The organism is Azospirillum lipoferum 4B, from assembly GCF_000283655.1.
Taxonomy (GTDB): Bacteria; Pseudomonadota; Alphaproteobacteria; order Azospirillales; family Azospirillaceae; genus Azospirillum; species Azospirillum lipoferum_C.
This window is the reverse complement of sequence record NC_016622.1, coordinates 466770-493053: the sequence shown is the minus strand read 5'-3', so window position 1 is coordinate 493053 and position 26284 is coordinate 466770. Positions and strand designations below refer to the sequence as shown.

The 26284-nt window shown below is 68.6% G+C and carries 28 protein-coding genes; 10 read left to right on the top strand and 18 right to left on the bottom strand.

The window, feature by feature from the left end; translation table 11 throughout:
- Window positions 1–86: 86 nt before the first annotated feature.
- A complete protein-coding gene (locus AZOLI_RS02280) occupies window positions 87–3173 on the bottom strand; it encodes a hybrid sensor histidine kinase/response regulator (RefSeq protein ID WP_014246956.1) in 3087 nt (1028 codons plus the stop codon).
- Window positions 3174–3362: 189 nt separating this feature from the next.
- Here AZOLI_RS02280 and AZOLI_RS02275 point away from each other — a divergent pair, with 189 nt between their 5' ends.
- Window positions 3363–4208, top strand: a complete 846-nt coding sequence (locus AZOLI_RS02275) for a BglII/BstYI family type II restriction endonuclease (RefSeq protein ID WP_014246955.1) — start codon at window positions 3363–3365, stop codon at window positions 4206–4208.
- A gap of 39 nt (window positions 4209–4247) precedes the next feature.
- On the opposite strand, the gene AZOLI_RS02270 is transcribed toward AZOLI_RS02275, so the two are convergent.
- From AZOLI_RS02270 to AZOLI_RS02240, 7 genes are all read right to left on the bottom strand, one after another.
- On the bottom strand, window positions 4248–4910 hold the full coding sequence (locus tag AZOLI_RS02270) for a LysE family translocator (protein ID WP_014246954.1): 663 nt from the start codon (window positions 4908–4910) through the stop codon (window positions 4248–4250).
- 31 nt (window positions 4911–4941) lie between these two features.
- Entirely contained in the window at window positions 4942–5838 is an 897-nt protein-coding gene (locus AZOLI_RS02265) for an LpxL/LpxP family acyltransferase (RefSeq protein ID WP_014246953.1), read from the bottom strand.
- Window positions 5822–6820, bottom strand: coding sequence for a tetraacyldisaccharide 4'-kinase (gene lpxK / locus AZOLI_RS02260; protein WP_014246952.1), 999 nt, complete (start codon window positions 6818–6820; stop codon window positions 5822–5824). Before lpxK ends, AZOLI_RS02265 begins: the two co-directional genes overlap by 17 nt.
- Before the next feature lie 42 nt (window positions 6821–6862).
- Complete coding sequence (locus tag AZOLI_RS02255) at window positions 6863–8149, bottom strand: 3-deoxy-D-manno-octulosonic acid transferase (protein WP_044550337.1); 1287 nt, start codon at window positions 8147–8149, stop codon at window positions 6863–6865.
- A 172-nt stretch (window positions 8150–8321) separates the two neighbouring features.
- The gene (locus tag AZOLI_RS02250) at window positions 8322–8747 is read right to left on the bottom strand and encodes a type II toxin-antitoxin system VapC family toxin (protein ID WP_014246950.1); all 426 of its coding nucleotides are present in this window, start codon (window positions 8745–8747) and stop codon (window positions 8322–8324) included.
- Window positions 8744–8986, bottom strand: coding sequence for a type II toxin-antitoxin system Phd/YefM family antitoxin (locus tag AZOLI_RS02245; RefSeq protein WP_014246949.1), 243 nt, complete (start codon window positions 8984–8986; stop codon window positions 8744–8746). The genes AZOLI_RS02250 and AZOLI_RS02245 overlap by 4 nt, the downstream gene beginning before the upstream one ends.
- A gap of 67 nt (window positions 8987–9053) precedes the next feature.
- Window positions 9054–9665 carry a LysE family translocator gene (locus tag AZOLI_RS02240; protein ID WP_014246948.1) on the bottom strand — a complete coding sequence of 204 codons (612 nt, stop codon included), beginning with the start codon at window positions 9663–9665 and terminating at the stop codon, window positions 9054–9056.
- 162 nt (window positions 9666–9827) lie between these two features.
- On the opposite strand from AZOLI_RS02240, the gene AZOLI_RS02235 reads away from it, so the two are divergent.
- Window positions 9828–10646 (top strand): YoaK family protein, encoded by an 819-nt coding sequence (locus tag AZOLI_RS02235; RefSeq protein ID WP_014246947.1) that lies wholly within the window; start codon window positions 9828–9830, stop codon window positions 10644–10646.
- A 5-nt stretch (window positions 10647–10651) separates the two neighbouring features.
- On the opposite strand, the gene AZOLI_RS02230 is transcribed toward AZOLI_RS02235, so the two are convergent.
- Window positions 10652–11650, bottom strand: a complete 999-nt coding sequence (locus tag AZOLI_RS02230) for a glycosyltransferase family 4 protein (protein ID WP_014246946.1) — start codon at window positions 11648–11650, stop codon at window positions 10652–10654.
- The gene (locus AZOLI_RS02225) at window positions 11647–12489 is read right to left on the bottom strand and encodes a UDP-2,3-diacylglucosamine diphosphatase (protein ID WP_162487952.1); all 843 of its coding nucleotides are present in this window, start codon (window positions 12487–12489) and stop codon (window positions 11647–11649) included. Before AZOLI_RS02225 ends, AZOLI_RS02230 begins: the two co-directional genes overlap by 4 nt.
- Before the next feature lie 199 nt (window positions 12490–12688).
- Between AZOLI_RS02225 and AZOLI_RS02220 the strand changes: the two genes are divergently transcribed.
- Window positions 12689–13660, top strand: a complete 972-nt coding sequence (locus AZOLI_RS02220) for a diacylglycerol/lipid kinase family protein (protein WP_014246944.1) — start codon at window positions 12689–12691, stop codon at window positions 13658–13660.
- Window positions 13661–13773: 113 nt separating this feature from the next.
- On the opposite strand, the gene AZOLI_RS02215 is transcribed toward AZOLI_RS02220, so the two are convergent.
- The 4 genes from AZOLI_RS02215 to AZOLI_RS02200 all read right to left on the bottom strand — a co-directional run bounded on the left by AZOLI_RS02215 (window position 13774) and on the right by AZOLI_RS02200 (window position 16629).
- Window positions 13774–14412, bottom strand: a complete 639-nt coding sequence (locus AZOLI_RS02215) for a DNA-3-methyladenine glycosylase family protein (RefSeq protein ID WP_014246943.1) — start codon at window positions 14410–14412, stop codon at window positions 13774–13776.
- A gap of 44 nt (window positions 14413–14456) precedes the next feature.
- A complete protein-coding gene (gene purS, locus AZOLI_RS02210; protein ID WP_014246942.1) occupies window positions 14457–14699 on the bottom strand; it encodes a phosphoribosylformylglycinamidine synthase subunit PurS in 243 nt (80 codons plus the stop codon).
- A 47-nt stretch (window positions 14700–14746) separates the two neighbouring features.
- Window positions 14747–15511: a phosphoribosylaminoimidazolesuccinocarboxamide synthase gene (gene purC, locus AZOLI_RS02205; protein WP_014246941.1), complete on the bottom strand. Its 765-nt coding sequence runs from the start codon at window positions 15509–15511 to the stop codon at window positions 14747–14749.
- Window positions 15512–15855: 344 nt separating this feature from the next.
- Window positions 15856–16629, bottom strand: coding sequence for an NRDE family protein (locus AZOLI_RS02200; RefSeq protein ID WP_014246939.1), 774 nt, complete (start codon window positions 16627–16629; stop codon window positions 15856–15858).
- A 179-nt stretch (window positions 16630–16808) separates the two neighbouring features.
- Between AZOLI_RS02200 and AZOLI_RS02195 the strand changes: the two genes are divergently transcribed.
- Entirely contained in the window at window positions 16809–17129 is a 321-nt protein-coding gene (locus AZOLI_RS02195; RefSeq protein ID WP_014246938.1) for a DUF1476 domain-containing protein, read from the top strand.
- A 58-nt stretch (window positions 17130–17187) separates the two neighbouring features.
- On the opposite strand, the gene AZOLI_RS02190 is transcribed toward AZOLI_RS02195, so the two are convergent.
- On the bottom strand, window positions 17188–18054 hold the full coding sequence (locus AZOLI_RS02190; protein ID WP_014246937.1) for an N-formylglutamate amidohydrolase: 867 nt from the start codon (window positions 18052–18054) through the stop codon (window positions 17188–17190).
- Between the two features lie 280 nt (window positions 18055–18334).
- Here AZOLI_RS02190 and AZOLI_RS02185 point away from each other — a divergent pair, with 280 nt between their 5' ends.
- Window positions 18335–19303, top strand: a complete 969-nt coding sequence (locus AZOLI_RS02185) for a succinylglutamate desuccinylase/aspartoacylase domain-containing protein (RefSeq protein WP_014246936.1) — start codon at window positions 18335–18337, stop codon at window positions 19301–19303.
- A gap of 6 nt (window positions 19304–19309) precedes the next feature.
- On the opposite strand, the gene AZOLI_RS02180 is transcribed toward AZOLI_RS02185, so the two are convergent.
- A complete protein-coding gene (locus AZOLI_RS02180; RefSeq protein ID WP_014246935.1) occupies window positions 19310–19834 on the bottom strand; it encodes a CreA family protein in 525 nt (174 codons plus the stop codon).
- 208 nt (window positions 19835–20042) lie between these two features.
- Between AZOLI_RS02180 and AZOLI_RS02175 the strand changes: the two genes are divergently transcribed.
- Window positions 20043–21119, top strand: a complete 1077-nt coding sequence (locus AZOLI_RS02175) for an AI-2E family transporter (RefSeq protein WP_244442500.1) — start codon at window positions 20043–20045, stop codon at window positions 21117–21119.
- A gap of 141 nt (window positions 21120–21260) precedes the next feature.
- On the opposite strand, the gene AZOLI_RS02170 is transcribed toward AZOLI_RS02175, so the two are convergent.
- Together AZOLI_RS02170 and AZOLI_RS02165 are read right to left on the bottom strand one after the other, a co-directional pair.
- Window positions 21261–22274 carry a DUF6352 family protein gene (locus AZOLI_RS02170; RefSeq protein WP_014246933.1) on the bottom strand — a complete coding sequence of 338 codons (1014 nt, stop codon included), beginning with the start codon at window positions 22272–22274 and terminating at the stop codon, window positions 21261–21263.
- Between the two features lie 30 nt (window positions 22275–22304).
- Entirely contained in the window at window positions 22305–23339 is a 1035-nt protein-coding gene (locus tag AZOLI_RS02165) for an alpha/beta hydrolase (RefSeq protein WP_014246932.1), read from the bottom strand.
- A gap of 169 nt (window positions 23340–23508) precedes the next feature.
- Here AZOLI_RS02165 and AZOLI_RS02160 point away from each other — a divergent pair, with 169 nt between their 5' ends.
- The 4 genes from AZOLI_RS02160 to AZOLI_RS32840 all read left to right on the top strand — a co-directional run bounded on the left by AZOLI_RS02160 (window position 23509) and on the right by AZOLI_RS32840 (window position 26272).
- The gene (locus tag AZOLI_RS02160) at window positions 23509–24093 is read left to right on the top strand and encodes a septal ring lytic transglycosylase RlpA family protein (protein ID WP_014246931.1); all 585 of its coding nucleotides are present in this window, start codon (window positions 23509–23511) and stop codon (window positions 24091–24093) included.
- 465 nt (window positions 24094–24558) lie between these two features.
- Window positions 24559–25008 (top strand): MaoC family dehydratase, encoded by a 450-nt coding sequence (locus AZOLI_RS02155; protein WP_012973248.1) that lies wholly within the window; start codon window positions 24559–24561, stop codon window positions 25006–25008.
- A gap of 131 nt (window positions 25009–25139) precedes the next feature.
- Window positions 25140–26081 carry a bifunctional riboflavin kinase/FAD synthetase gene (locus AZOLI_RS02150; protein ID WP_014246930.1) on the top strand — a complete coding sequence of 314 codons (942 nt, stop codon included), beginning with the start codon at window positions 25140–25142 and terminating at the stop codon, window positions 26079–26081.
- 14 nt (window positions 26082–26095) lie between these two features.
- Window positions 26096–26272 (top strand): hypothetical protein, encoded by a 177-nt coding sequence (locus tag AZOLI_RS32840; RefSeq protein ID WP_014246929.1) that lies wholly within the window; start codon window positions 26096–26098, stop codon window positions 26270–26272.
- Window positions 26273–26284 lie beyond the last annotated feature (12 nt).

Sequence of the window (26284 nt, the reverse complement as noted above, 5' to 3'; positions counted from 1 at the left end):
AGGAGATGCAGTGCACCGCAGCCTTGTCGCAAAGGCGACAAGCGGGCTGCCATGTCGGGTTCGTTACAGCCTGTGAGGGTGCGGAATCAGACCGCCTCGATATGGGCGACGACGCGGTTCAGCTCGACGCCGACGCGGGCGACCATGGCGGCGATGCCGTCCAGCCGGCGGTCGATCACCGCCATCTCCACCGCGTCGGCGGCGGCGGCGAGATCGCGGGCGCCGACGGTGCGCGAGGACCCCGCCAGCTTGTGCGCGGCCTGGCGCACCTCGTCCCAGATCTCGCCCGCCAGCGCATCGGTCAGCCAACGGTGGGAGGTGAGGTTGGAGGTGACGAATTCGCCCAGCAGATGGCGGACGAAGTCGCCGTCGCCATCGAACAGCGCGGTCAGCGCCCCGATGTCCAGCGGCGGCAGGTCGGCCGCCTGCGGCACCGGCGGCGGAACCTCGACGGCAACCGGTGGAAGGGTGGGCGGCGGAAGGGCGGCTTGCCGGTCGGGCTCCTCCTCCGGCCAGCCTTCCGCGTCGCCGTCCGGCGGCGGCAGGAAACGGTCGAGCACGCGGCGCAGGTCGGCGAGGCTGACCGGCTTGGCCAGCGTGTCGTCCATGCCCGCCAGCAGGCAAAGCTGGGCCTCGTTCTCCGTCGCATTGGCGGTGATGGCGACGATGGGCAGGCGGGGACCGCCCCCGGCCGCCTCCGCCGCGCGGATGCTGCGGGCCAGTTCCATGCCGTCCATCTCCGGCATCTGGCAGTCGGTCAGCAGCAGGCCATGGCCGCCGGCCCGCCAAAGGTCCAGCGCCTGGGCGCCGTCCTCCGCGGTTTCCATGACATGGCCCAACAGGGTCAGCTGGCGCTGGATGACCTGCCGGTTGGTCGGATGATCCTCCGCCACCAGGATCAGGCGGCCCTGTGCCCGTGCCTCCTCCACCGTGGGCAGCCGGCGCCGGCCGGCGGCGGGAGCGGCGGGCTCCTCCGGTTCCGGCTGCAGATCGGTCCTCCCGCCCTCCCCTGCCGGCATGCGTCCGGCGGCGGCCAGAACGGCACGGATCAGGCTGGTCCGCCGCACCGGCCGACCGAGAACGATGGTCCCGGCCCCGGATGAGCCCGGCGTGGCCGCATCGCCAGCGTTCAGCGCGTCGCCGCCGATCAGCACCCGGCCGCGCACCCGGCCACGCGGGTCGCTGTCCAGTGCCGCGCTGTCGGTGCCCAAGGTCGAAACCAGCACGTCGCAGGCGGCGGTGGGCAGCAGGGTGCGCAACGCCGCGTCGGCGTCCGCCGCCTCCACCACCTGGGCGCCGTCGGCGTTCAGGTAGCGGGCGAGGAATCCGCGCTCCTCCGCATCCGCCGCCAGCAGCAGCACGGTCACGCCCTGCAGCGGAGCCCGCTGAAGGCAGGCGTCATCCTCCTGCGGGACCAGATCGGCGGCGAAGGTGAACCAGAAGGTGGAGCCGACATTCAGCTCGCTGGTGACGCCGACGTCGCCGCCCATCAACTCGGCCAGACGCCGGCAGATCGACAGCCCGAGACCGGTGCCGCCGAACCGGCGGGTGGTCGACACCTCCGCCTGGGTGAAGGGACGGAACAGGCGGATCTGGTTTTCCGGCGAGATGCCGATGCCGGTGTCGGTCACCGCGACCCGGATGACGACGCGGTCGCCGTCGAAATGCGCCAGCTCCACCCGCACCGTCACCGAGCCGGACTGGGTGAACTTCACCGCATTGCCGGCGATGTTGAACAGCACCTGCCGGATGCGCACCGGATCGCCCAGCACCGCCGCCGGCAGGTCGGGGTCGATGTAGGTGACCAGCGACAGGCCCTTGGCCCGCGCGCCGGGGGCCAGCGTGTCGGCCACCCCCTCCACCACGCCGGCCAGTGCCACCGGCACCCGCTCCAGGTCCAGACGGCCGGCCTCGATCTTCGAGAAATCCAGGATGTCGTTGATGATGGTCAGCAGCGCGCCGGCCGATTCCCGCACCACGCTGACCAGTTCGCGCTGGTCGCCGGTCAGGCTGGTGTGCTCCAGCAGTTCCAGCATGCCCTGGATGCCGTTCATCGGCGTTCGGATCTCATGGCTCATGGTGGCCAGGAACAGCGACTTGGCCTGGTTGGCCGCCTCCGCCTCCGACCGCGCCGCCTCCGCCGCCTCGCGCGCCGCCACGAGGTCGCGCGTGCGCTCCGCCACCTGGCCTTCCAGGCTGCGGTTCAGCTCCTCGTAGAGATGGACGTTGTCGAATCCGATGGCGACCTTGGCGCAGAACACCTCCAGGAGCCGCCGCTCGTCCGCCGTCAGGGCGCGGCCATGGCCGAGATAGACCGCGGTGTCGTGCCGCTGGGTGGCGGAGCGGAAGACCAGGACGCTGTGCCCGCGCTCGAACCGGTTGCGGCCGTCGGCCAGCGCCGCCGTCACCGCCTGCACCGCATCGTTCGGCAGGGCCAGGACCAGCGGCGTCCCTTCCATCCCGGCATGTCGGCCGGCACCGCCCAGCACCAGCGGTTCCGCCGGCTGCAGCCCGTCGTCGGACAGGCGGTTGACCAGCGCCACCCCGCCCACCGTCATTCCATTGGCGGGCGGACAGACGCCGACGATCTGCGCCACGGCATGGCGCACGAACTCCGCCATCGTCCGCTTGCCCAGCAGCGTGGAGGAGGCGTCGAGGATGCGCTCCAGCCCCTCGCGATGGTCCTCGATCGCGGTAATGTCCTGGTAGCCGCGCAGTGCCGCGACGACGGAGGTGAACAGCTTCTGCGCCGTCAGCTCGGTCTTCGACTTGTAGTCGTTGATGTCGTAGCTGAGGATGACGTCGCGTTCCGGCGCCTGCCCCGGCTGGCCGGTGCGCAGGATGATGCGGACGCGGCGGTTGTTCAGCTCGTTGCGGATGTAGCGGACCAGCCGCAGGCCGGCGTCGTCCGATTCCATCACGACGTCCAGCAGGATCACCGCGATGGCCGGATTGTCGCGCAGAACCCCGCGCGCTTCCGCCGCGGTGGCCGCCGACAGGAACTGTGCCGGGCGCCCTTCGAAGGTGAAGCCGCGCAGCACCATCTTGGTGGTGGCATGGATGGCGGGGTCGTCGTCGACGATCAGGATCAGCCAGGGTTCGACCGGTTCGGCAGCCTCCGCCGGCACCTCGACGGCAGGCTCCTCATCCGCGAACAGGAATTCGTCGCTCATCACGGTCCCCCGGCGAACTTGCCGCGCATTTTCCACCCCGGCGCGCGGGGGACCTTATCATAGGTGCGGGAATGGTCGCCAGTTCGGCCCCCGGCTGTCTTCATGAGGCGGTGCCGTCGGGCGGAAAGGGTGGATTTGCCGGGCGGCAGCCGCCATGGTGGCGCCGTTTCCCATCGCGCATGTGCCGTCATGACCCTGCTTGCCTGCATCCACGACAAGGCCCCGCTGATCGAGGCGCGGGATCCCGACCTGGGCGATCTGTTCCCGCCGGGCTTCCTCGACCTGTACGAGGTGCACAGCTACCGCAACGCCGCCCGCATCCTGGCCTATGCCTGCACGCCAGAGTTCCGCGAGATCACCGAACGGCTGATGGAGTTCCGCATCCGCACCGAGGACATCGTGGCATCCGGCGGCAACAAGTCGCAGATCGCCAAGACGATGGAGCGGATGCTGAACCCGCTGGGCTGGAACGAGACGCGCATCCGCGGCGACCTGTTCATCACCAAGATGATCGTGACGCACGAGGAGAAGCGCCGCGTCGCCGGCAAGAACCGCGGCCAGACCGTGACCGAGCAGCGCCAGCGCGAGGAGCTTTACAAGGTCAACGGCTTCATCGATGGGCACAAGATCGACTTCGTGAAGGGGCGGGTCTCCTTCGACCTGGAATGGAACAGCAAGGACCAGACCTTCGACCGCGATCTCTACGCCGCCCGCACCTTCTACGAATGCGGCATCATCAATGCCGGCGTCCTGCTGACCCGCAGCGCCGAGCTGATCCCGCTGTTCACCGAGGTGGCGCGGCGGGTGGAGATGAAGAATTTCCAGAACAAGTACGGCGCCAGCACCACCTGGATGAAGAAGCTGCTCTACCGGCTGGATGCCGGCCGCGGCGGCGGCTGCCCGGTGCTGGCGCTGGGCATCCGCCCGGCGGTGGTGTCGGATTTCGAGGAGTGGAAGGACAGCCACCCGGTCGTCCGGCAGACGGCGACCTTCGATGTCGATACCGGGGCGGAGGACGAGGACGATCTTTGGTGAGGGGTTGCTGCGGTGCGCAGCTAGACCCCTACCTATCCCTTACGCGAACTTCCGGTCCGTCAGCAGCAGGCGCACCGCGAAGCCAAGGAACAGTACCCCGGCGATGCCGTCCAGCGCCGTGCGCACCCGCGGGCTGGACAGCACGCGGCGGGCGGCGCCGGCGCTGAGGGCGGCGACGCCGGCCAGATAGAGGCCGCCCAGCACCGAGATGATGCTGCCGAGAATGAAGGTCTGCAACGCCACTTGGCCCAGGGCGGGGGCGATGAACTGCGGGACGAAGGCCAGCTGGAACAGGATGATCTTCGGGTTCAGCAGGTTGGTCAGCAGCGCCTGGACGAACACCCGGCCGGCGCGGGCCGAGGGCGGCGCCTCGATGGCCGGCGCGGGTTCGGCGCCCCGGCTCGCCCAGACGCTCCACAGCGACCGCAGGCCGATCCACGCCAGATAGGCGCCGCCGGCATAGCGCAGCAGGTCGAACAGCGTGGTCGAGGCCGCGATCAGGGCGGAGATGCCGGCGGCGGCCAGCAGCGCATGCACCATGTTGCCGACGCAGATGCCCAGAGTCGCAACCACCCCGGCCTGCCGGCCGTCGGCGATGCTGCGGGTCAGCACCAGCAGCGAATCCGGTCCCGGCGCCAGGACCAGGACACAGACGGCGATCATGTAGAGTTGCAGCAGATGGGGATCGAGCGGCAGGGTCATGGCGACGGGCCTTCGGGCGATGGGGACGCGGTCAATCCGGCCAGCGGCGGTGGATCCACAGCCATTGCGCCGGCCTCTCGCGGATCCAATCCTCCAACAGACGGTTCAGCCGTTCCATCAGAATTCGAGCATCCGCATTGCGGTCGCCGCTGGTCGGGTATTCCTCCGGCGGCAGGACGGTGACGCGGAACCGCGCGCCCTCCAGCCGTTCGGTCCGCGCGGGACACAGCGGCAGCTGCATCTTCATGCCAAGCATGGCGGCGGCCGGTGCGGTCATGGCGTCGCGGCCGAAGAAGGGGATCGGAATGCCGTCATTCATCTTTTGGTCGATCAGCATGCCGACATGGCCGCCCTTGGTCAGATGGCGCAGCAGGATGCGGGCGCCGTCCGGCCCCTTGGGGATGTGGGTGCCGGTCGCCGCCCCGCGCAGCTTCACCAGCAGCTCGCCGACGATGGGGTTGTTGGGCGCGCGGTAGACCAGCCCCAACTCCAGCCCGTGCAGGCGGGCGGTGACCGACTGCACCTCCCAATTCGCCAGATGGCCGGAGACCAGGATGCCCGCCTTGCCGTCCTCGCGCAGCATGTCGACATGCTCGATGCCAACCAGTTCGATCCGCTCGCGGCCGATCTGCTCCAGATGCGGATACTCGGCGATGGTGCGGCCCAGATTGTCCCACATCCCCCGCAGGATCGCGTCGATCTCCGCCTTGCTCTTTTCGGGGAAGGCGCGGGTCAGGTTGCGGCGGGCACGGGCGCTGTTGGGCAGCCATGGCCCGACCGTCCGTCCGATCCAGCCGCCGAGCGCCGACGCGCGGTCGAGCGGCAGCGCCCGGAACACTGCGCAGACGCCATGGACGAGCGCCGCTTCCAGCTTGTAGCCGACATGGCGCGTCAGCCATTGTTGCAGCGGGCTACGCGGCTTGGCCATCGGGGCTTCCTTTCAACGGCACAGGGCACAGCAGTGCGGCGAGCGCCCCCTCATCCTCCCAGCGGACGGAGACCGGCAGCACCTCCACCCTGCCCCGCAGGTCCGGCGGCAGGCGCACGGCGTCCTTTGCGGTGGTGACGGGCAAGGCGCCCGTCGCCGCGGCGCGGTCGATCAGGGCCGCGACCTCGTCCGGGCGGTAGGGATGGTGGTCGGCGAAGGGCCCACGCTCCACCACGCGGGCGCCGAGCGCCTCCAGCGTGGCGAAGAACTTTTCCGGGCGGCCGATGCCGGCGAAGGCCAGGACGTCACGGCCGGCGAGCCGGGCGGCGGCAGCGGGATCGGGCTCCAGCCACGCCTTCAGCACGGGACGCCCGCCGGCCAGCGCCGCGAGGCCATGGCGGTCCTCCCCCAGGATCACCAGCGCATCGGCACGGGCGAGGCCGTCGGCCACCCGTTCGCGCAGCGGTCCCGCCGGCACCAGCCGCCCATTGCCGAAGCCGACCGCGCCATCGGCGACGATCAGCGCCAGATTCTTGTGCAGGGCGGGGTTCTGAAACCCGTCATCCATGACGATGGCCCCCGCCCCGGCGGCGACCGCGCGCTGCGCCCCCGCCACCCGGTCGCGCGCCACCCAGCAGGGAGCGGCGCCGGCCAGCAGCAGAGCCTCGTCGCCGACATCGGCCGCGGTGTGGCGGGCGGGATCGACCTGCAGAGGTCCGGCCTCCCGTCCGCCATGGCCGCGGGTCAGCGCATGGACGGGAACGCCGCGGGCATGCAGTGCGGCGATCAGCGCCAGCCCGACCGGCGTCTTCCCGGCACCGCCCGCCACCAGATTGCCGACGCAGACCACCGGCGCCGCGACCCGGTGCGGAACGGTCCCGGCAATGCGCCGCCGTCCGGCAAACCCATAGAGGGCGCCAAGCGGCGCCAGCAGCGAGGAAGCCAAGCCGGGCGGCCTGTACCAGAAGGCGGGGGTCTTCACGGGCCAGTCATCCCCTAACGCTCATCCCCTCACGCTCATCCCTCAGGCGGCGGTCGGGATGCCGGCGGTGTCCAGCAGCGGGGACAGCGCGGCCAGCGCGCGGTCGATGATCCGCCGGTTGTCCGCCGTCACCCGCGCCGCCCCCGCGACGATGCGGTCGCGCGCATGGTCGTCGGTCAGCAGGCGCCGGATCTCGCGGGCCAGTGCCTCGCCGTCCGCGACCGGCAGGGCGCCGCCGGCGGCCTCCAGCATGTGGGTGATCTCGCCGAAATTGAACATGTGCGGGCCGTAGATCACCGCGCAGCCCAGCTGCGCCGGCTCCACCGGGTTCTGCCCGCCATGGGGAATGAAGGAGCCGCCCATGCACACCACCGGGGCCGCGCGGTAGAACAGTCCCAGCTCGCCCATCGTGTCGGCGACATAGACGGCATGCTCCGGCCCCGGCAGCAGGTGGCTGTCCGTTCGCCGCAGCACCGGCAAGCCGCGCGCCCCCATCAGCTCGGCAACGGCCTCGCCACGATGGGCATGGCGGGGGACGATGATCGTCAGCAGGCCGGGCAGAGCCGGAGCCAGCGCCGCGTGGACCGCCGCGGCGATGTCCTCCTCCCCCGGATGGGAACTGGCGAGCAGCCAGACCGGCCGGCCGGCCAGCGCCGCGCGGAGTGGCTCCATCGCAGCGGCGGCGGCGGGCGGCGGCTCGGCGGAGAATTTCAGGTTGCCGACGCTGGCGACTCCCGCGGCACCCAGCCGGCGCAGCCGCTCCGCATCGCCTTCGGTCTGGGCCAGCGTGATCTGGAAGGTCGACAGCAGCCCGCCGACGAAGCGCGGCGCGTTGCGCCAGCGGGCGAAGCTGCGCTCCGACATGCGGGCGTTGACCAGGGCGGCGGGGATGGCGCGGGCGCGGATGCCGGCCAGCAGGTTCGGCCAGATCTCCGATTCCGTCCACAGCACCGCGTCGGGGCGCCAGTGGTCGAGAAAACGGTCGACGGCATCCGGCAGATCGACCGGCACATATTGGTGGATCGCCCGCTCGGGCAGCCGCCGTCCCATCAGTTCTGCCGAGGTGACGGTGCCGGTGGTCATCAGCACGGTCAGGTCGGATGCGTCGTCCAGAAGCCGGCCGATCAGGACCAGGACCGAATTCGCCTCGCCCACGCTGGCCGCATGGATCCACACCAGCGGTCCGGCCGGCCGCGGGCGCGAGGGCGTGCCGAACCGCTCCGCCTGACGCACGGGGTCTTCCTTGCCCGCAGCGCGGCGGCGGTCGAGATAGAGGCGCACCGCCGGCCCGGCGACGGTCGTCAGGCCACGGTAAAGGGATTGCAGCATCAAGGCCCGGAACAGGAGACGGACGACAACGGGCGCGTTGCCGGTCCTCCTGATACGGAACACCGGCAGCGCGCCCGGCGGCACCTTAGCACGCGGCAACCGTTCCGTAACAGGGGCCGGTTCGATGGGGATGCGTGGCCGGCAGGTCGGGGCTCCGCGGAACTGTTGGTCATCAAGGCGAAAGTGTTTCGATCCCCAACGCGAGCCCCGCCTCCGCCAAGCGGCGGTCGAGCGTGCACAGGCAAGCCCCGGCTTCCGCCGCGATGGCAAGATGCAGGGCATCGCCAGCCCGCAGGCCAAGCATGTGCTGGTCGGCAAACCGGGCCGCAGTTCGGAAATGCGCCGCTTCAACCGGAAGAATGGTGAAGGTCTCTGCGCAAAGCCGCGTGAACAATGCCAACGCCGCCGCGCGATGATTGGCAGCAAGCTGCCCGGTGCGCAGCTTGATCGCCAATGCCGACGATACCTCCGTCATGACCCATGGGCTGATCAACAGACCGGCGGGATCCTGCCGGTGCAGCCAGACCTGGATGCGCGCCGTCGCAGCTTCATTCGTCAGTGCGGCAACCACCAACGACGTATCGAGATAATGGATCAATACCGGTCGCCGTCACGCATGTTGCGGACGAAATCCCCGGCATCTTCAGACTGCATCGGCATCGAATTCGTGACCGACTGCAGCTCCGCCAGGGAAATCGGACGGCGAGCGGATTGCACGGCCGTCAACCGGGCGACAGGCTTTCCGCGCCTGGTGATGCAGACGGTCTCTCCCGCTTCCGCCTGCGCGACCAGATCGCTGAGATGGGCCTTGGCGTCGGCAAGGGGGATCATGTTCATGTCCGGGCATCCTGACCAGATGATTGGTCAGATATAGTCCAGCTCGTCATGGTCTCCAATTCCCATCTCACCGCTCCGCCAGCGCCAGCTTGGCCCCCAGCGCGGCGAAGGCGGCGGCGAAGCTGCGGCGCATCCAGGCCATCACCCGCGGGCGGGAGACCACCTGATCGCGCACCGCCGCAGCGAACAGGCCGTAGACGACGAAGACGGCGAAGGTCAGCGCCATGAACACGCCGCTGAGTTCCAGCATGCGGGCGAGCGGCTGCGGATCGGCGTCGGTGACGAACTGCGGCAGGAAGGCCAGGAAGAAGATCGACAGTTTCGGGTTCAGCACATTGACCAGCACCGCCCGCAGGATCATCCGCCCGGCCGGAAGCCGCGCCGTCTCCGCCTGGACGCTCAGCGCCCCCTGCTCCTTCAGCGTCGCCCAGGCCATGTAGAGCAGGTAGAGCACGCCCAGGATCTTCAGCCCCTGGAACGCCACGGCGCTGGTGTGCAGCAGCGCCGCCAACCCAAGCACGGCCGCCGCCATGTGCGGCACGATCCCCAGCGTGCAGCCGAACGCCGTGATCGCACTGGCCCGCGCCCCCTGCGACAGCCCCGCCGCCAGGGTGAGCAGCACCCCGGTGCCGGGCGAGGCGACGACGATCAGGGAGGTGATGAGGAATTCGGGGCTCATGGGCGGACACCTCGCGCCAATGTGGAAGAGCCGAATGGAACCATGCCGCGGGACCGTCGCCAAGGGGATGGTTTCGCAAGTCGGGAAAGTCCATCCCGTCGCATTGTCCCCCGCCCCATCCCTCCGCTATCCTGATCCAAATCCCCCGCCTTGCGGTGATGCATGCCGGTCTCATATCTGCGCACGCTTTCGGAGAGCAAGCGAACCAGGCGGGCCAACGTCCATCTCGGCGTGTCGCTGGCCTTCGTCGCCGGGGCGATCAATGCGGGCGGGTTGCTGGCGGTGCTGCAATACACCTCGCACATGACCGGCATCGTCTCGTCCATCGCCGACAACCTGATCCTGGGGAACCTCGTGGCGGCGGCGGCGGGGATGGCGTCGGTGGCGGCCTTCGTGTCGGGGGCGGCCTATTCGACCATTCTCGTCAATTGGGGGCGGCACCACCGGATGCACAGCGCCTATGCCTACCCGCTGTTCTGGGAGGCGCTGCTGCTGCTGGGATTCGGGCTGCTGGGCAACAGCCTGGACGAGCATCGGGCGCTGTTCGTGCCGGTGACGGTTCTGCTGCTGTGCTTCATCATGGGGCTGCAGAACGCCATCGTCACCAAGATCTCCAATGCGGAGATCCGCACCACCCACATGACCGGCATCGTCACCGACATCGGGATCGAGCTGGGCAAGCTGGTCTACATCAATCTCGGCACCGAGTCGGCTCGCTACCAGCCGGTGCGCACCAACTGGCCGCGGCTGGGTCTGCTGGTGGCGCTGCTCGCCGCCTTCTGCCTGGGCGGGGTGATCGGGGCCGCCGGGTTCAAATATGTGGGCTACGTCACGACGGTGCCGCTGGCCGCGTTCCTGGTGCTGCTGGCGATCGTGCCGATGGTGGACGACGCGCGGACGCGGACACGGTTGCTGCTGCGCCAGCGCCTCAGGGCCAACGGCGGGGGACGGCACCGGGAAGCGCCGCCCCCGCTGACCTGACGCCGTTACGTGAACGGCCGCAGGTTGGACAGGAACTGTTCGGCCGAGCGGCGCCAGGAATAGCCCAGCGCATAGTCCCGGCAGGTCTGCGCCGGAATCGCCAGCGCGCCTTCGACCGCCCGCTTCAGATCGACGTCCAGGCAGCCGGCGCCAGAGCCGTCGACCACGTCCAGCGGTCCCGGCACCGGATAGGCCGCCACCGGCACGCCCGACGCCAGCGCCTCCAGCAGGACCAGCCCGAAGGTGTCGGTGCGCGATGGGAAGACGAAGACGTCGGCGGCGGCATAGTGCTTCGCCAGCTCCTCGCCATGCTTGGCGCCGACCCAATGGACGCCGGGGTATTTGCGCTGCAGCTCCTCCCGCGCCGGGCCGTCGCCGACCACCACCTTGGTGCCGGGGAGGTCGAGGCGCAGGAAATCCTCCAGGTTCTTTTCCACCGCGACGCGGCCGACATACATCGACACCGGCCGCGGCAGATCGAGGAAGCCCTTGTCGCGGGGATGGAACAGCTCGGTATCGACCCCGCGGGTCCAGCGCCGGATGTTGGTGAAGCCGCGGCCCTTCAGCGCGTCCTCGATGGTCTGGGTCGCCACCATCACCGCCGAGGAGGGCTTGTGGAAGCGGCGGACCACCGCATAGGACAGCGCCAGCGGGATCGGCGCGCGGTCGCGCACATATTCGGGAAAGCGCGTGTGATAGGCGGTGGTGAAGGGCTTGCCGTGCTTCAGGCAATAGGACCGTGCCGCGAAGCCGAGCGGTCCTTCGGTGGCAATGTGGATGCAGTCGGGCCGCATGCCGTCGATCATCGCCCACAGCCGGCGCTTCGCCCCCACCGCCAAGCGGATTTCCGGATAAGTGGGCATCGGCAGGGTGCGGAAGCGGTCGGGGCCGATCACCTCGACGCTGTGGCCCATCGCCTCCAACTCGGCCCGCACGGTGCCGATGGTGCGCACGACGCCGTTCACCTGCGGGTGCCAGGCGTCGCTGACGATCAGGATGTTCACGCCGCTTCCCGTTCCTTCGCCGTGATCTTGCCCGCACTCGGACCGGGGGCGGGAAGCCGCCGCGCCATGACCTCCGCCCAGTGGATGATCTCCAGCACGCCGCTGTCGTGCTCCACCAAAGCGGTGCAGGACTCGACCCAATCGCCGTCGTTGCAATAGAGGATTCCTTCGATATCGCGCATCTCGGCGGTGTGGATGTGGCCGCAGACGACGCCGTCGACATTGCGGCGGCGGGCTTCGTCGCCCAGCGCCTCTTCGTATTTGCCGATGAACTCGACCGCGGTCTTGGCCTTGTGCTTCAGGTAGGCCGACAGCGACCAGTAATTGAAGCCCAGCTTGCGGCGCACCCAATTGAACAGGGTGTTGACATGCAGCAGCGTGACGTAGGCGTGATCGCCCAGCAGGGCCAGCCACTTGGCATAGCGCACCACCGCGTCGAACTTGTCGCCATGGGTGATCAGCAGGCGCTTTCCGTCGGCGGTGGTGTGGACCCATTCGTCGACCACATGCACGCCGCCGAACTGCAGGCCGACATAGTCGCGCGCCGCCTCGTCATGGTTGCCGGGAATGTAATAGACCTGCACCCCCTTGCGGGCGCGGCGCATGATCTTCTGCACCACGTCATTGTGGGCCTGGGGCCAGTACCAGCTTTTCTTCAGCCGCCAGCCGTCGACGATGTCGCCGACCAGGAACAGGTGATCCGATTCGGTATGCTTCAGGAAATCGAGAAGCAGCTCCGCCTGACAGCCGCGCGTTCCCAGATGAACGTCGGATATCCAAATGCTGCGGTAGCGCTTGACCGCTGGGACGGCGTCCATCATCCGCTCCGTCGTCGCCATGGCCGGTGGCCATCAAGACAACAGCCGTATAAAGGAAAGTACCACATCTTGACAATGATTTGGAACGCCCGCACCTATTCGTGACAGTGATTTGGGCGTTCGTCACAGCGTTGCAGTTTTACTGCAATGAAATCGCCGCCTGCCCTTCACGGTTCTGCAACAGAAGGCGCCCGGTGCGCCGGTCAGGGAGAGCGAATCGGTGCGCGACACGGTGCTGATGGACGAGAACCCGGCGGTTGGCTCGGGCGGCGGAAGCGATGCCACGGCCGAAGTGCGGCGGCTGCTGGTGATCCACAACCCGACGGCGGGCGGGCGGCGGGCACGGCGGCTGCGCGCGGTGGTGTCCCGGCTGGAGGCGCGCGGCCTGTCGGTCACCGTCAAGCCGACGGGCAAGCGCGGCGATGCCGAGGACTTCGCCCGCGGTGCGGATCCCGCCGAGGTCGATGCCGTCATCGCGGCCGGTGGCGACGGCACCATCAACGAGGTCATCAACGGGCTGGCGGTCCATGCCGCGGCGGGCCTGCCGCTGCCGCTCGGCATCGTGCCGATGGGCACCGCCAACGTGCTGGCCGCCGAACTGGGCCTGGGCATGGATGCGGAACGCATCGCCGCGGCGATTGCCGGCGGGCGGCGGACGATGATCTGGCCGGCGCTGGCGAACGGGCGGGTGTTCTCGCTGATGGCCGGGGTCGGGCTGGACGCGCGGGTGGTGGAGCGGGTCGACCCGCGGGTGAAGCGGCTGATCGGCAAGGGCGCCTATGTGGCGGAAACGCTGGTGCAGCTGGCGACCCGGCCGGATCACCGCTATCGGGTGACGCTGGATGACGGGGAGGCTCACGACGTGGCGTCGGTCATCGTCGCCAAGGGGCATTTCTACGGCGGCCGCTTCATCTGTGCGCCCGATGCCCGGCTGACCGAGCCGGAGCTGCATGTCTGCCTGTTCCCGCGCGGCGGGCGGCTGAACGCGCTGCGCTATGTCTGGGGCGTCACCGCCGGGCGGCTGGCGCGTTTTCCGGAGTATCGCGTGGTGACGGCGAAGCGCGTGCGCATCGAAGGGCCGGCGGGCGACGGGCTGTTCGCCGACGCAGTGCAGGGCGACGGCGACGTGCTGGCGCGGCTGCCGGTGGAGATCGCGCTGGCGGGGTGGCGGTTGCCGGTGCTGGCGGGGTGAGGCTGTGGAGGTGTCGGCTGACGATGCCCCCTCCCCAACCCTCCCCCGCTTCGCGGGAGAGGGAGTAAGTGCAAGGGCGGCGGCAGTCCCCTCTCCCTCGAAGAGGGGGAGGGTTAGGGAGGGGGCAATCCCTTGCCGACCCTCGCCGCCCTAGCCTGCTCCTGCAGCGCCACGTAATGGTGCCAGACCAGCCGCGCCGCCAGCGAGCGGTAGGGCCGCCAGGGTTCGGCCACCTCGATCAACTGCTTCGCCGTCGGCTTGTCGGCCCAGCCCTTCAGCCGCTGGACTCCCAGCTGGATCGCCAGATCGCCGATGGGCCAGATGTCCGGCCGGTCGAGCGTGGTCATCAGATAGACCTCGGCGCTCCAGCGGCCGATGCCCTTTAGCGCGACGAGTCGGGCAATCGCCTCCTCGTCCGGCAGGTCATGGATGATGTCGAAATCGAGCCGGCCGCTCGCCACCGCCTCGGCAAGGCCGCGGGCGTAGCCGATCTTCTGGCGGGAGAAACCGCAGGCGCGCAAGGTCTCGTCGTTCAGCGCCAATATGGCGCCGGGAGTGACCTCGCCGCCCAGCCGGTCCTGCAGCTTGGCCCACAGGGCCAGCGCCACCTTGGTGGAGAGCTGCTGCTCCATCACCATGCGCAGCAGGCCGACGAAGCCGGTCGGCCGGGTGAAATCGCGGATCACCGGGCCGCCGACGCGCAGGCATTCGGCGAAAATGGGGTCGAGCGCGGCCAGATGCTCAGCGTTCATGCTCGACGCTCATCGGCCGCGCTCTGCTCCAGACAACCGGTGGCTCAGGCCACCAGCTCGATGGCGTAGTCCTCGATCACGGTGTTGGCGAGCAGCTTGCTGCACATCGCCTCGACCTCTTTGCGGGCGGTCGCCTCGTCGGTGCTCTTGAGCTGCAGCTCGATCACCTTGCCGGCGCGGACGTCCTCGACGCCGTCGAAGCCCAGCGTGTGCAGCGCGTGCGCAATGGCCTTGCCCTGGGGGTCGAGAACGCCGCGCTTGAGGGTGACGTGAACCTTGGCCTTCATCGGATGTCCGCTCGCTTTACGGTGTTGGGTGGAGGGGTGGTTGCTGACTACTGGATGGTCTTGGGGCCCTTGACGTCGCTCGGCCCGCCTTCCGGCAGGATGCCGAGGCGCCGCGCGACCTCCTGATAGGCTTCCTCGACGCGGCCCAGATCCTGGCGGAACCGGTCCTTGTCCAGCTTTTCGTTGGTCTTGACGTCCCACAGCCGGCAATTGTCGGGGCTGATCTCGTCCGCCAGGACGATCCGCATCTCCTCGTTCTCCCACAGCCGGCCGAACTCCAGCTTGAAGTCCACCAGCTTGAGCCCGATGCCGAGGAAGAGGCCGGACAGATAATCGTTCACGCGCAACGACAGCGCGACCATGTCGTCGAGATCCTGCGGGCCGGCCCAGCCGAAGGCGGTGATGTGCTCTTCCGAGACCATCGGGTCGTTCAGCTCGTCCGACTTGTAATAATACTCGATGATGGAGCGCGGCAGCGGCGTGCCTTCGGGAATGCCGAAGCGGCGCGACAGGCTGCCGGCAGCGACGTTGCGGACGACGACCTCGATCGGGATGATCTCCACCTCGCGCACCAGCTGCTCGCGCATGTTCAGGCGGCGCATGAAGTGCGTGGGCACGCCGATCTCGGACAGGCGGCTCATCAGATATTCGGAGATGCGGTTGTTCAGCACCCCCTTGCCGGTGATGACGCCCTTCTTCTGGTTGTTGAAGGCGGTGGCGTCGTCCTTGAAGTACTGCACCAGGGTGCCCGGCTCCGGCCCTTCGAAAAGAACCTTGGCCTTGCCTTCGTAGATGCGCCGGCGTCGTGTCATCGCGTGTTTCGTCCAAATACGTAAGGACCGGTCAAGCGAGCTTGCCGGCCCAGGAATGTGCCTGAGTGATATAGCAAGCCGGGTGCACGAACACAACGACGGGGGCGGGAGGGCAGGATTGTGTGGTCGCGGATCCCCTGGGGCGCGGCGTCGGAGGCAAGATCTCCACGGATTACACGGATTTGAATACGGATTTCACGGATGTGGCGTCCCAAATTCATGGCTTTCGGGAAAGGCCGGAATCTCGGCAAACCCAGAAAAATCCGTGTAATCCGTGTCTAAATCCGTGACATCCGTGTCAATTTTGCCCGCCATGCGCAACTGACCCGGCAGTCGACACTCTCTCACAGCTCCACCGGCGCATAGGGCACCGCGTGCGGCCGGCCGGGGGCGAAGTGCCAGATCGGGTTCAGGTCGGGCCGCTCCACCCTGGGCAGCGCCAGCAGCGAGCTGGACGAGGTGCCGAAGCCGCTCGGCAGCGTGAAGTCCATGGCGCCGCGCTCGTCCGGCGTGCCTTCCCAGATGCGGCTGCCCATCAATTCCGGCCAGCCGCCCCAGGCGAAGGACTCCGCGTCGGGGGCGTCGGTGGCCGGCGGCGCGGCATGCTCGAACAGCGGGCGATAGAAGGCGGTGCGGGGGTCCTGCGGGTCGTCCAGCTCGAAAGCGGTCAGCATATGGACGCCGGCGGGGATCGACGACACCTCCGGCCGGTGGCGCGGGTTGGCGCCGCGATGGACCACCAGAAAGGCGTCGCGGTTGTCGGCGATCACCAGATTGAAGGGGCGGTAGGCGCGGATGTCGAGATGGGCGAAGCTGCGCGCCGCATCGGCGGCGTCGGCATGGTCGAGCGCATCCAGCACCAGTTCCCCGCGCGAGCGCTTGCCGGCTTCCGGCCCCAGCGTACCGAAGCGGTTGAGGATGACCGCCACCACCCCCTCGTCGTTCAACCCCATCCAGGAGCCGCCGGCCAGCTCGTCCAGCCCGGCGACCACATTCGGCCGGTCGGGCCAATGGCGGGCGGGCGGCAGCCAGGGCCGCCCCGCCATCTCGTCACGGTTCCCGGCGACGACCAGCGGCCAGGTTGCGTCGGGTCGCCGCAGGAGAATCACGCTGCACATGCCTTGCCCTGTCCGCTGTTTCGTCTTGTCGGGGGAGAGGAACGGGAATCGCTGTCAATCCGTGGAAATGGCCGCGGAATATCCGTGGCTGCGACGCGGCGGGACGGTGACGGCGGCCGTTTCCCGGCTATATAATCCTTGGGAATGGGAGTGAAACCAATAAAGGAGCGCAGGTCATCATGACGACCTTCGACGACCGCGAAAAGGCCTTCGAGACCAAATTCCAACATGACGAGGACCTGCTCTTCCGCATCCGCGCACGGCGCGACCGGCTGGCCGGCGAATGGGCCGCCACCCTGATGGGGCTGACCGGGGCCGAGGCGGAAGCCTACGCCCGCGAGGTCGTGGACACCGACATCGCCACGCTCGGCCCGCACGACATCCGGGACAAGCTGTGCGCCGACCTGCACGCCCGCGGAGTCGACATCTCCGACCACCGGGTGGAAAAGCAGATGGCCCAGTTCCTGGATCTGGCGCGCCAGCAGGTGACGCAAGACTGATCGGGGGCCCCTCCCGTCCTGCGGACCCGCCGCCCGAACGGGAACGGCGGCGGGCCGCCTATTCCGCTGCGCGGCGCAGGATGCTCTGCCCGGCATAGTCGGCGATGCGGCCGATCAGCAGGTCGATGTCGCCCTTCAGCCGGGTGAAGCCGTCGTGCCGCTCCAGCGTCTCCTCGTTCATGTAGAGGCGCCGGTTGATCTCCAGCTGGATCGAATGGCGGCCGCTTGCCGGATCGCCGTAACGCGCCAGCAGTTCCACCCCCTTGTAGGGATCGTTGATCGCCACGCGATAGCCGAAGCCGCGCAGGGTCTGCGCCACCAGATGGACGAATCCCGGCTCGCTTGTGGTGCCGTCGCGGTCGCCGATCACGAAATCCGCCGCCAGCGGATCGCGCCCGTCCGGTCGCAGCGACGACGGCATCGAATGGCAGTTGACGTGCCAGACCGCGCCGAAGCGATCGGCCAGCCCGTCGAGCGCCAGCCGCATCTGGGCATGGTAGGGGCGGTAATAGCGGTCGATCCGGTCGGCGACCACCGCAGCCGGCAGCTTGCCGTCATAGAGCGGAACCCCCGGCCGCAGCATGCTGCGGATCAACCCCATGCCCAGCGTGCTGCGCGCGGTCGGGCGCAGCGGCACCGGCCAGTCGCCGTCGATCAGCGTCGGGTCGATGTCGTCCACCGCGCGGTTCACGTCGATGCAGGTGCGGGGAAACAGCGCGCACAGCAGGGTCGCGCCATGGTCGGGGGCCGTGGCGAACAGCTCCTCCACATGGCTGTCCTCGCCCTGGCGCAGCAGGGGATGCGGACAGACCACCCGGAAATCGGCGGGATAGACGCTGCCGCTGTGGGGCGAATCGAACAGCACCGGCAGGCGATGGCCGACCGGGTCGTTGCGGACAAGTACGTCATCGATCACGAAGCTCATCGACCGGCCCCGCCCAGACGCCAAGACTGTGTTAACCGCAAGCTCGACCGCCGCCTTCATTGATCCTGCGGATCCCGTGAAAAACGGATCCCGCAGATCCTATAACCCATGCGTCAAGCCGCAGTCGACGGCAATCTGTCACGATCCTGCCATGCCGCCGCAACATCGCGCCAGCCGCATCAGCCGAAAAATCCACGCCGCCGACCTGCCCCGGACTGGCGCGGGGTCCCATGGTTCGCCATACTGACCGGAGCGCCCCCACCGCTGGCGAGCCTGCCGCTTGACCGATCCCCTTTTCGCTCCCGTCGAACTCTCACCGCCGGACATCGCGCCCTACCGGCGCGGCAACACCGGCATCGATCACGTCACCAGCCTGTCGGCGGAAGAGCCGGGACCGCATGTGGTGCTCAATGCGCTCGTCCACGGCAACGAGCTGTGCGGCGCCATCGCGCTGGATGCGCTGCTGCGGATGGGTCTGCGGCCACGACGTGGGCGGCTGACCTTCGTCTTCGCCAATACCGCCGCCTACGCCGCCTTCGACCGGCAGAACCCCTACGCCTCGCGCTATCTGGACGAGGATTTCAACCGGCTGTGGTCGCCCGACCAGCTCGACGGCCGGCGCGACAGTGTGGAGTTGCGGCGCGCCCGGGTGCTGCGCCCGGTCTACGACTCGGCGGACCTGCTGCTCGACCTCCATTCGATGACCGCGGACACGGCCCCGCTGACCCTGTGCGGCCGGACCACGCGCGGGCGCGACCTGGCGCTCGGTCTCGGCTATCCGGCCTGGATAGTGGCCGATGGCGGCCATGCCGGGGGGAAGCGGCTGATCGACTATGGCAGCTTCGCCGAGGCGGAGGGGTCACGCACCGCGATCCTGGTCGAATGCGGTCAGCATTGGCGGACCGAGACGGCGACGGTCGCGCTGGAAAGCTGTCTGCGCCTGCTGCTCGGCCTGGAAATGATCGATTCGGACATGATCGGCCGGCAGGGGAACGGTCCGCGCCTGCGCCCGCGCACCGATTCTCAGCGGGTGGTCGAGGTCACCGACGCCGTCACCGCGTCCAGCGAGCGCTTCCGCTTCACCGCCCCCTTCGTCGGCATGGAGGTGATCGGCCGCGCCGGCACCGTCATCGGCTGGGACGACGGTCGCGCCGTCCTGACCCCTTATGACGACTGCGTCCTGATCATGCCCGCCCGCCGGGTGAAGTCCGGCCAGACGGCGGTGCGTCTGGGCCGGATCGTGGGGTAAACCCGCTCACTTCGCCGGCGGCTTGCCCTTCGTCCAGGTGGCGTTGGCGCTGAACAGCGGCACGGTCGAGATCGACATCTTGGCGGATGCGTCCTTCACCTGCCGGCTGTACACCACATAAACCAGCGTGTCGTTCGGCCGGTCGTAGATGCGGCGGATGGCAATCGACTTGAAAATCAGGCTTTTCCGTTCGGAGAAGACCTCCTCCCCCTTCTGCGACAACTCGATGTCGCCGACGGTGACCGGCCCGGTCTGGCGGCAGGCGATGGAGGCGTTGGACGGGTCCTCGAACCAGTTGCCCTTGCTCAGCCGGTCGATCAGGCTGCGGTCGAAATCGACCAGATGGCAGGTGACGCCCTTCACGCCGGGATCCTCGATCGCCTGCACCTGCAGCCCGTTGCCGGTCCAGTCGTTGGAGAAGCGGCCGACCACCTCGTCCGCCGCCGCGGACCGGAGCGTGAGCCCGGCTGTCAGCAGACCCAGAACCAAAAGGCCGGCGGAAACGTTCATCAGGGGAAACGGGCTGCGCATCGCGACTGGGTCTCCGGCAAGGACGGGCGGGACCGCAGAAAGCGCGGCCCGGAAAAATACTCCCCTAGATCGGAGGGTCCGGCGCCACCGTCAAGCGCCGTCCTTCGGAGGTCCGGCCACCGCGATGACAGACCGCAGCCCGCTCGCCTCGGTTCCCCCTGCGCATCCCCCCGCGCCCGAGGCCCCGCTTCCCGGAACGCCGGAACCGGTGACCGAGCCCCTGCCCCCGCCCGGCCACCGCCGCGATCCGCTGACCATCGCCGCCGTCGGCCTGTTCGTGATCGCCGTGCTGTTCGCGCTGTATTTCGGGCGCGAGGTCCTGCTGCCGATCATGCTGGCGCTGATCCTCAGCTTCCTGCTGCGGCCGCTGGTGCGCGCGCTCTACCGTATCGGCATTCCGGAAGGGATCGGCGCCGCCATCATGGTGATCACGCTGTTCGGCAGCGTGCTGCTGGCGGTCTACACCCTGTCGGCCCCGGCGGCGGAATGGGTGAACCGCATGCCGCGCGTGTTGCACGAGCTGGAGTTCAAGCTGGGCGACATCCGCGCCGGCATCGAGCGGGCCCGCGAGGCCTCGCGCCAGATCGAGCAGATCGCCAAGGAGACCGGCAACGAGGCCGGACCGGTGCGCGAGGTGGTGCTGCGCGGTCCGTCGCTGATGGAACAGGCGGTCAGCCATGTCGAATCGGTGATCGTCAATGTCCTGATCCTGCAGGTCCTGCTGTATTTCTTCCTGGCGAGAGGCCGCCATTCGCTGGAGGCGCTGATCGGCACCATGCGCAACGTCGACGACCGCGTGCATTACGCCATGGTCGCGGCGACGCTGCAGCAGAACATCGCCGCCTATCTGCTGACCATCACCGTGATCAACGTGGCGCTGGGCATCGCCACCGGTCTGGTCATGTGGCTGTGGGGGCTGCCCAACCCGGCGCTGTGGGGGGTGCTGGTGGCGGTGGCCAACTACATCCCCTTCATCGGACCGGCGGTTATGACCGGGGTCCTGTTCCTGGTGTCGGTCCTGACCTTCGACGGTCTCGGCACCATCCTGCTGCCGCCCCTCTCCTTCGTGGCGCTGACCACCATCGAGGGCAACTTCCTGACGCCGATGATCGTCGGCCGCCGGCTGTCGCTGAACCCCATCGCGGTGTTCGTGTCGATCCTGTTCTGGGGCTGGCTGTGGGGCATACCGGGCGCGCTGCTGGCCGTGCCGATCCTGGCGATCCTGAAGATCCTGTTCGATGCGCACGAGCCGCTGAAGCCGGTGGGGGCGGTGTTGGGGGGGTGAATGCGATTGCCCCCTCCCTCCCGCTTCGCGGGAGAGGGTGGATTCGCATAGCGGCGGCAGTCCCCTCTCCCGTGATCGGACCGGCCATCGGCCGGCCGAGGGCGGGGGAGGGTTAGGGAGGGGGCAACCCCAGCGCCTCCTTCACGCCACCGAAGCCAGCGGCAAATTCACCAGCAAATTCTGCGGCTTCAGCTTCAGCCGCCGCCCTTCCGTCATCGCCAGCCCCAGATAGACCGGCCGGCCGGCAAGGTCGGGACGCATGGCGGCGGGGTCGGCGAAGTCCAGGCGGAACAGGGCGAGGATGCGGGCCAGCCGGTCCTCCCCCACCTCCACACCGTTGTAGAGATCGTTGAGGATCGCCGTGGCGGAGCTGTCGAGCCCGACATGCCAGACCCAGCGGTCGTCGCGGATGTTCTGCACCGGCTGGATGCCGACCGTCACGCCCAGGAAATGCCCAACCCAGGCCTCCAGCACGCGGGCCAGCGCGTCCAGCCCGGCGGCGGCGAAGGTGATGTCCAGCACGGTGTCGTGCCGGGCGTCGCGGCCCCAGTAGAGCGGGTGGTTGGTCTCGTCCAGGATGTCCAGATCGACACTGCGGGGGGCGGTTCCGGCCTCCACCACCAGACGGCCGAGAGAGCCGAAGCCGCCCGACGCCGCCATCGTCTCCACCGTCTCGGCATCGGCGACGCGGACGCGGCCGTCGTCGACCGACACCGTCTGCTCGCGGAAGAACAGTTCGCCGGCACGGGTGCGCAGGCCCGACGGGGTTCCATCCAGGATGCCGCGCAGGATGGCATGCACCAGCTGGTCGATGAACAGGCCGGGCACGCCGCGGGCACCCTCGCGGAACAGGCGGATGTAGCAGCCCTCCAGAGTCCCGGCGGCCAGCAGCCGGTCACGGAAGGCCAGCCAGACCTGGAAATTCTCCCGCGCATCCGGATCGGCGATGGCGTCGAGCAGCGGGGCCGGCACCGTCCGCGCCGGATCGTCCAGCAAGGCGGCGTGCAGCGTGCGCTCGGCGTCGCAGGCCTCCTCCGGCGGGCGCATCTCGGGCCGCAGCAGATAGGCGCGCAGGAAATCGGGCGTCACCGCCAGATGGTTGTCGGCATCGCGGGCCAACAGGTGGAAGCCGGACGCCGTCCAGAAATCGGTCATGCTGAGGGGCACCTCTGGTCCTGAAGGCGCCTATCCGACGACAGAGCCGCCGGACTGCGCAAGTGTCTTGTGGCCGGTCCCGTCACCGAGGGTCCTGTCGAGGAAGTCGTCGATGTCCGCCCACACCCGGTCGCGGATGGCGTCGCATTCCATCAGCAGCTCGTGCTTCGCTCCGGGATACTCGACGAGATGGGCGTTGCCGAGCCGGCCGGCCACCATGCGGTGAAGCTCCGCCCGGACCACCCGGTCGCCGGGCGCGCTCAGCAGCAGGACCGGCGTCCGCACCCGGTCCAGCGGCAGGCCGCCATGGCGCAGCGCGTCCTCCGCATCCAGCGCCGCCGCCACCCAGGCGAAGCTGACACCGCCGACGCGCAGTTCCGGCCGCTCGGCGAAGGGGGTATGGAAGGCGGCGTAGCGCTGCGGATCGGCGGTGATCTTGTTGTCCGGCCGGAAGACGGCCTCCGCCGGGTCGTAATCGCCCTGCCACAGCGCATAGCGGCCCCCCCATCCGCAGGCGAGCCCCAGGCAGGCCAGCGCCCGCGCCAGCCGGGGCGGCAGCGGTCCGGTGTGGATGGCGTACATCGGTGCCGCCAGCAGCACGGCGGCATAGCGGCCGGGATCGTCCGCGGCATGGCGGGCCAGCGCCAGCGTCGCCACGAGACCACCCATGGAATGCGCCAGCAGGATCAGCGGCCCTCCGGTCTCCGCGGCGACGGGCGCCACGACCTGCCGGTAGACGCCGTCGAGGTCGTCGACCAGCAGCGCGAAATCGCTGAGATGGTGGATCTGCCGGTTGGCCAGCGGCCGGTCCGACAGGCCCTGGTTGCGCCAGTCGACCGCCACCACGCGGAAGCCGCGGGCGGCCAACGCGCCTGCGGTCTCCGCATATTTCTCGATGAACTCGGCCCGGCCGGTCAGCACCAGCGCCGTGCCGCGCACCCGCTCCGGCTTCGGCCAGACGGCGACCCGCAGCCGCGCCCCGTCGGCCATCGCGACAGACCGCATCTCCACATGGCGCAGGTCCGGCATGATCCCGGATGCAGTCCAGGCGGCATCGTCAGCCATGTTTTCTCCCCTGAACGTTGTGATGACGATCGGAAGAGCGTCGATGCGGACCACCCACCCCGAATTCGTCAAGATATTCGAAACCGGAAATAGTAGCGATGTCTTGCATGCGATCCGTGAGGGAACTCTTTTCCTTGCAGGGCGTTGGTGCGCCGTTGGAGGTGTACCGATGAAGACAATGCGAATCATCGTCCTGGCGCTTGCCGCCACGACCCTGAGCGGGACCGTGGTCCCGGTGCTGGCGAACGGGAAGGCCAAGGTTCCGCCCATGCGTGTCGAGCATGAGGATGGCGAAGAAGTCCTCGTCCACAAGGGGGAAGCGTCCTTCTACAGCCACAAGTTCCATGGCCGCACCACCGCCAGCGGCGAGCCGATGAACCAGAACAAGTCGACCGCGGCATCGCGCGCGCTGCCGCTCGGTTCCAAGGCCACCGTCACGAACGAGGAGAACGGCAGAAGCGTCGACGTCATCGTCAACGACCGCGGCCCCTATGTCGACGGCCGGGTGATCGACCTGTCACGCTCCGCCGCCAGGAAGCTGGACATGATCGAGGACGGGACCGCCCCGGTGACGGTGGAGGTCAAGCCGTCCGAACAGCCGACCGACACCGCCCGCGACAAGGTTGAGGCGAAGGTCGACCAGCTCACCCCCGACCGGCAGGTGGCGGACCGCGAAAACCGCCGCAGCGAAGGCAGCGGCAATAGTGGCGGAACCGGCAGCGACACAGTGTCGCACTCTGGTTCTGGCAAGTAATGCTGCGGCGCGGCGAAGACGCTCCCCGATTCGCCGCGCCCGCGCTCCAGCTTTTATTGCGCTGCCGAACCAACAGTCACCGAACAGTCAATCAGTTGAAAGGAAACAGACTTTGCCATTGCGGCGTGGGGCGGCGTCAAACAGTCGCGCCAACGGTGGCACAAAAGGCCGGAGGTTGGCGGGATTTCCCATTAAGCTGTTGATCGGCCGATGATTCCGCCGCTCTACCTTCGGCAGGAAGTAATCCGGTCGCGCATGGCGCCCTTCCATTGCGAACAAGCATACCGCAGGGCGCAGCCGCTTTGTCCGCGGTCTTGTGCGGAACGTTAGAGATTTTTTTGCATTTTTGGAGGAGACGTGGTGCCATTCCCATCGCTGCGGTGCACATGACGCATCGCAGCGAACGGCGCGGCGCCAGTGCGTGAGACGCCGGAACAGGCATCGAGAGAAAGAGGAATTGCTGCGATGGACGACGTGCGTCAGGTCCGCAAGGATACCGAAGGCTACTGCATCGAAGACCTGTCCGTCGGCATGACGGCAAGCTTCGCCAAGACGGTGACGGAAGCCGACATCGTCCTGTTCGCAGGCATCTCCGGCGACACCAACCCGGTCCACATCAACCAGGAATACGCCGCCACCACCATGTTCCAGGGCCGCATCGCCCACGGCATGCTGACGGTCGGCTTCATCTCGGCCGTGCTGGGCACCAAGCTGCCGGGGCCGGGCTGCATCTACATGAGCCAGACGCTGAAGTTCAAGGCGCCGGTCCGCGCCGGCGACACCGTCACCGCCCGCGCCACCATCACCGAACTGATCCCGGAAAAGCGCCGCTGCGTCATCAAGACCGTCTGCACCGTCGGCGAGACCGTGGTGGTGGAAGGCGAAGCGCTGCTGATGGTCCCGTCCCGCGGCTGATTTTTCGACGCCTGACCGCTGCCTTCGGGCGGCAGGACAGCGCCGGCGCGTTTACCCCGCGCCGGCGTCGGTCTATATAGACGCCCGAGCAAGCGGACCCGCCGGGGTCCGCCCACAGCACCGGGGCGCGCATGCGACTGTACAGACACACCGCCGACCTGCCGGCCGAAGAGCGGGGCGCCGTCGTGGCGCTCGGCAATTTCGACGGCGTGCACCGCGGGCATCAGACGGTCATCGGCACCGCCCAGCGCCTTGCGGCCGACATGGGCGCGCCGTCGGCCGTGGTCACCTTCGAACCGCACCCGCGCAGCGTCTTCCGTCCCGACGACCCGCCCTTCCGCCTGACGCCCTTCCGCGTCAAGACCCGGCATATCGAGGCTCTGGACGTCGACCAGCTGATCGTCTGCCATTTCGACGACGGCTTCCGCCACAAGACCGCGCAGGCTTTCGTCGACGAGGTCCTGATCGGCGGGCTGGGCGTCCGGCATGTCGTCTGCGGCTATGATTTCCTGTTCGGGCACAAGCGGTCGGGCGACCCGGCCTTCCTGCTGCGCGCCGGCCGCGCCCAGGGCTTCGGCGTGACCGAGGTCGGCCCGGTGTCCGACGCCGAGGGCGGGGTCTATTCCTCCACCCGCGTGCGCGACGCGCTGGTCGCCGGCCGGCCGCGCGAGGCCGCCCATGTGCTGGGCCATCCCTGGGAGATCGAGGGGCGCGTCGTCCATGGTGACCAGCGCGGCCGCACCATCGGCTTCCCCACCGCGAACATCGAACTGGGCGAGTATCTGCGCCCGGCCTTCGGCGTCTATGCGATCCGCGCCGGCGTAGACCGCGGCGGCGAGACCGTCTGGCTGCCGGGCGTCGCCAATCTCGGCGCCCGCCCCACCGTGGACGGCACCGTTGCCCGGCTGGAGGCCCATCTGTTCGACGTCGACCTGAACCTGTACGATCTGCATCTGCGGGTGCAGATGATCGATTTCCTGCGGCCGGAGATGAAGTTCCCCAGCTTCGACGCGCTGAAGGACCAGATCGTTCAGGATGCCGCCGCCGCCCGCGCGGTGCTGGCCGCCGGCTGACGGGGAGGACGGGGATGGAGCGGGTTCTGATGCTGCTGTTCATCCTGAACCAAGGCGGTCCGACCACGCTGGAGTTCGCCAGCATGGAGCAATGCAGGGCGGCCGAGCCGGTCGTCATCCAGAACTACCGCGAGATGACCGGCAACACCGTGCTGTCACGCTGCATCCGCATGGTTCTGCCGGCGAAGTGAGGCGGCGGTCCC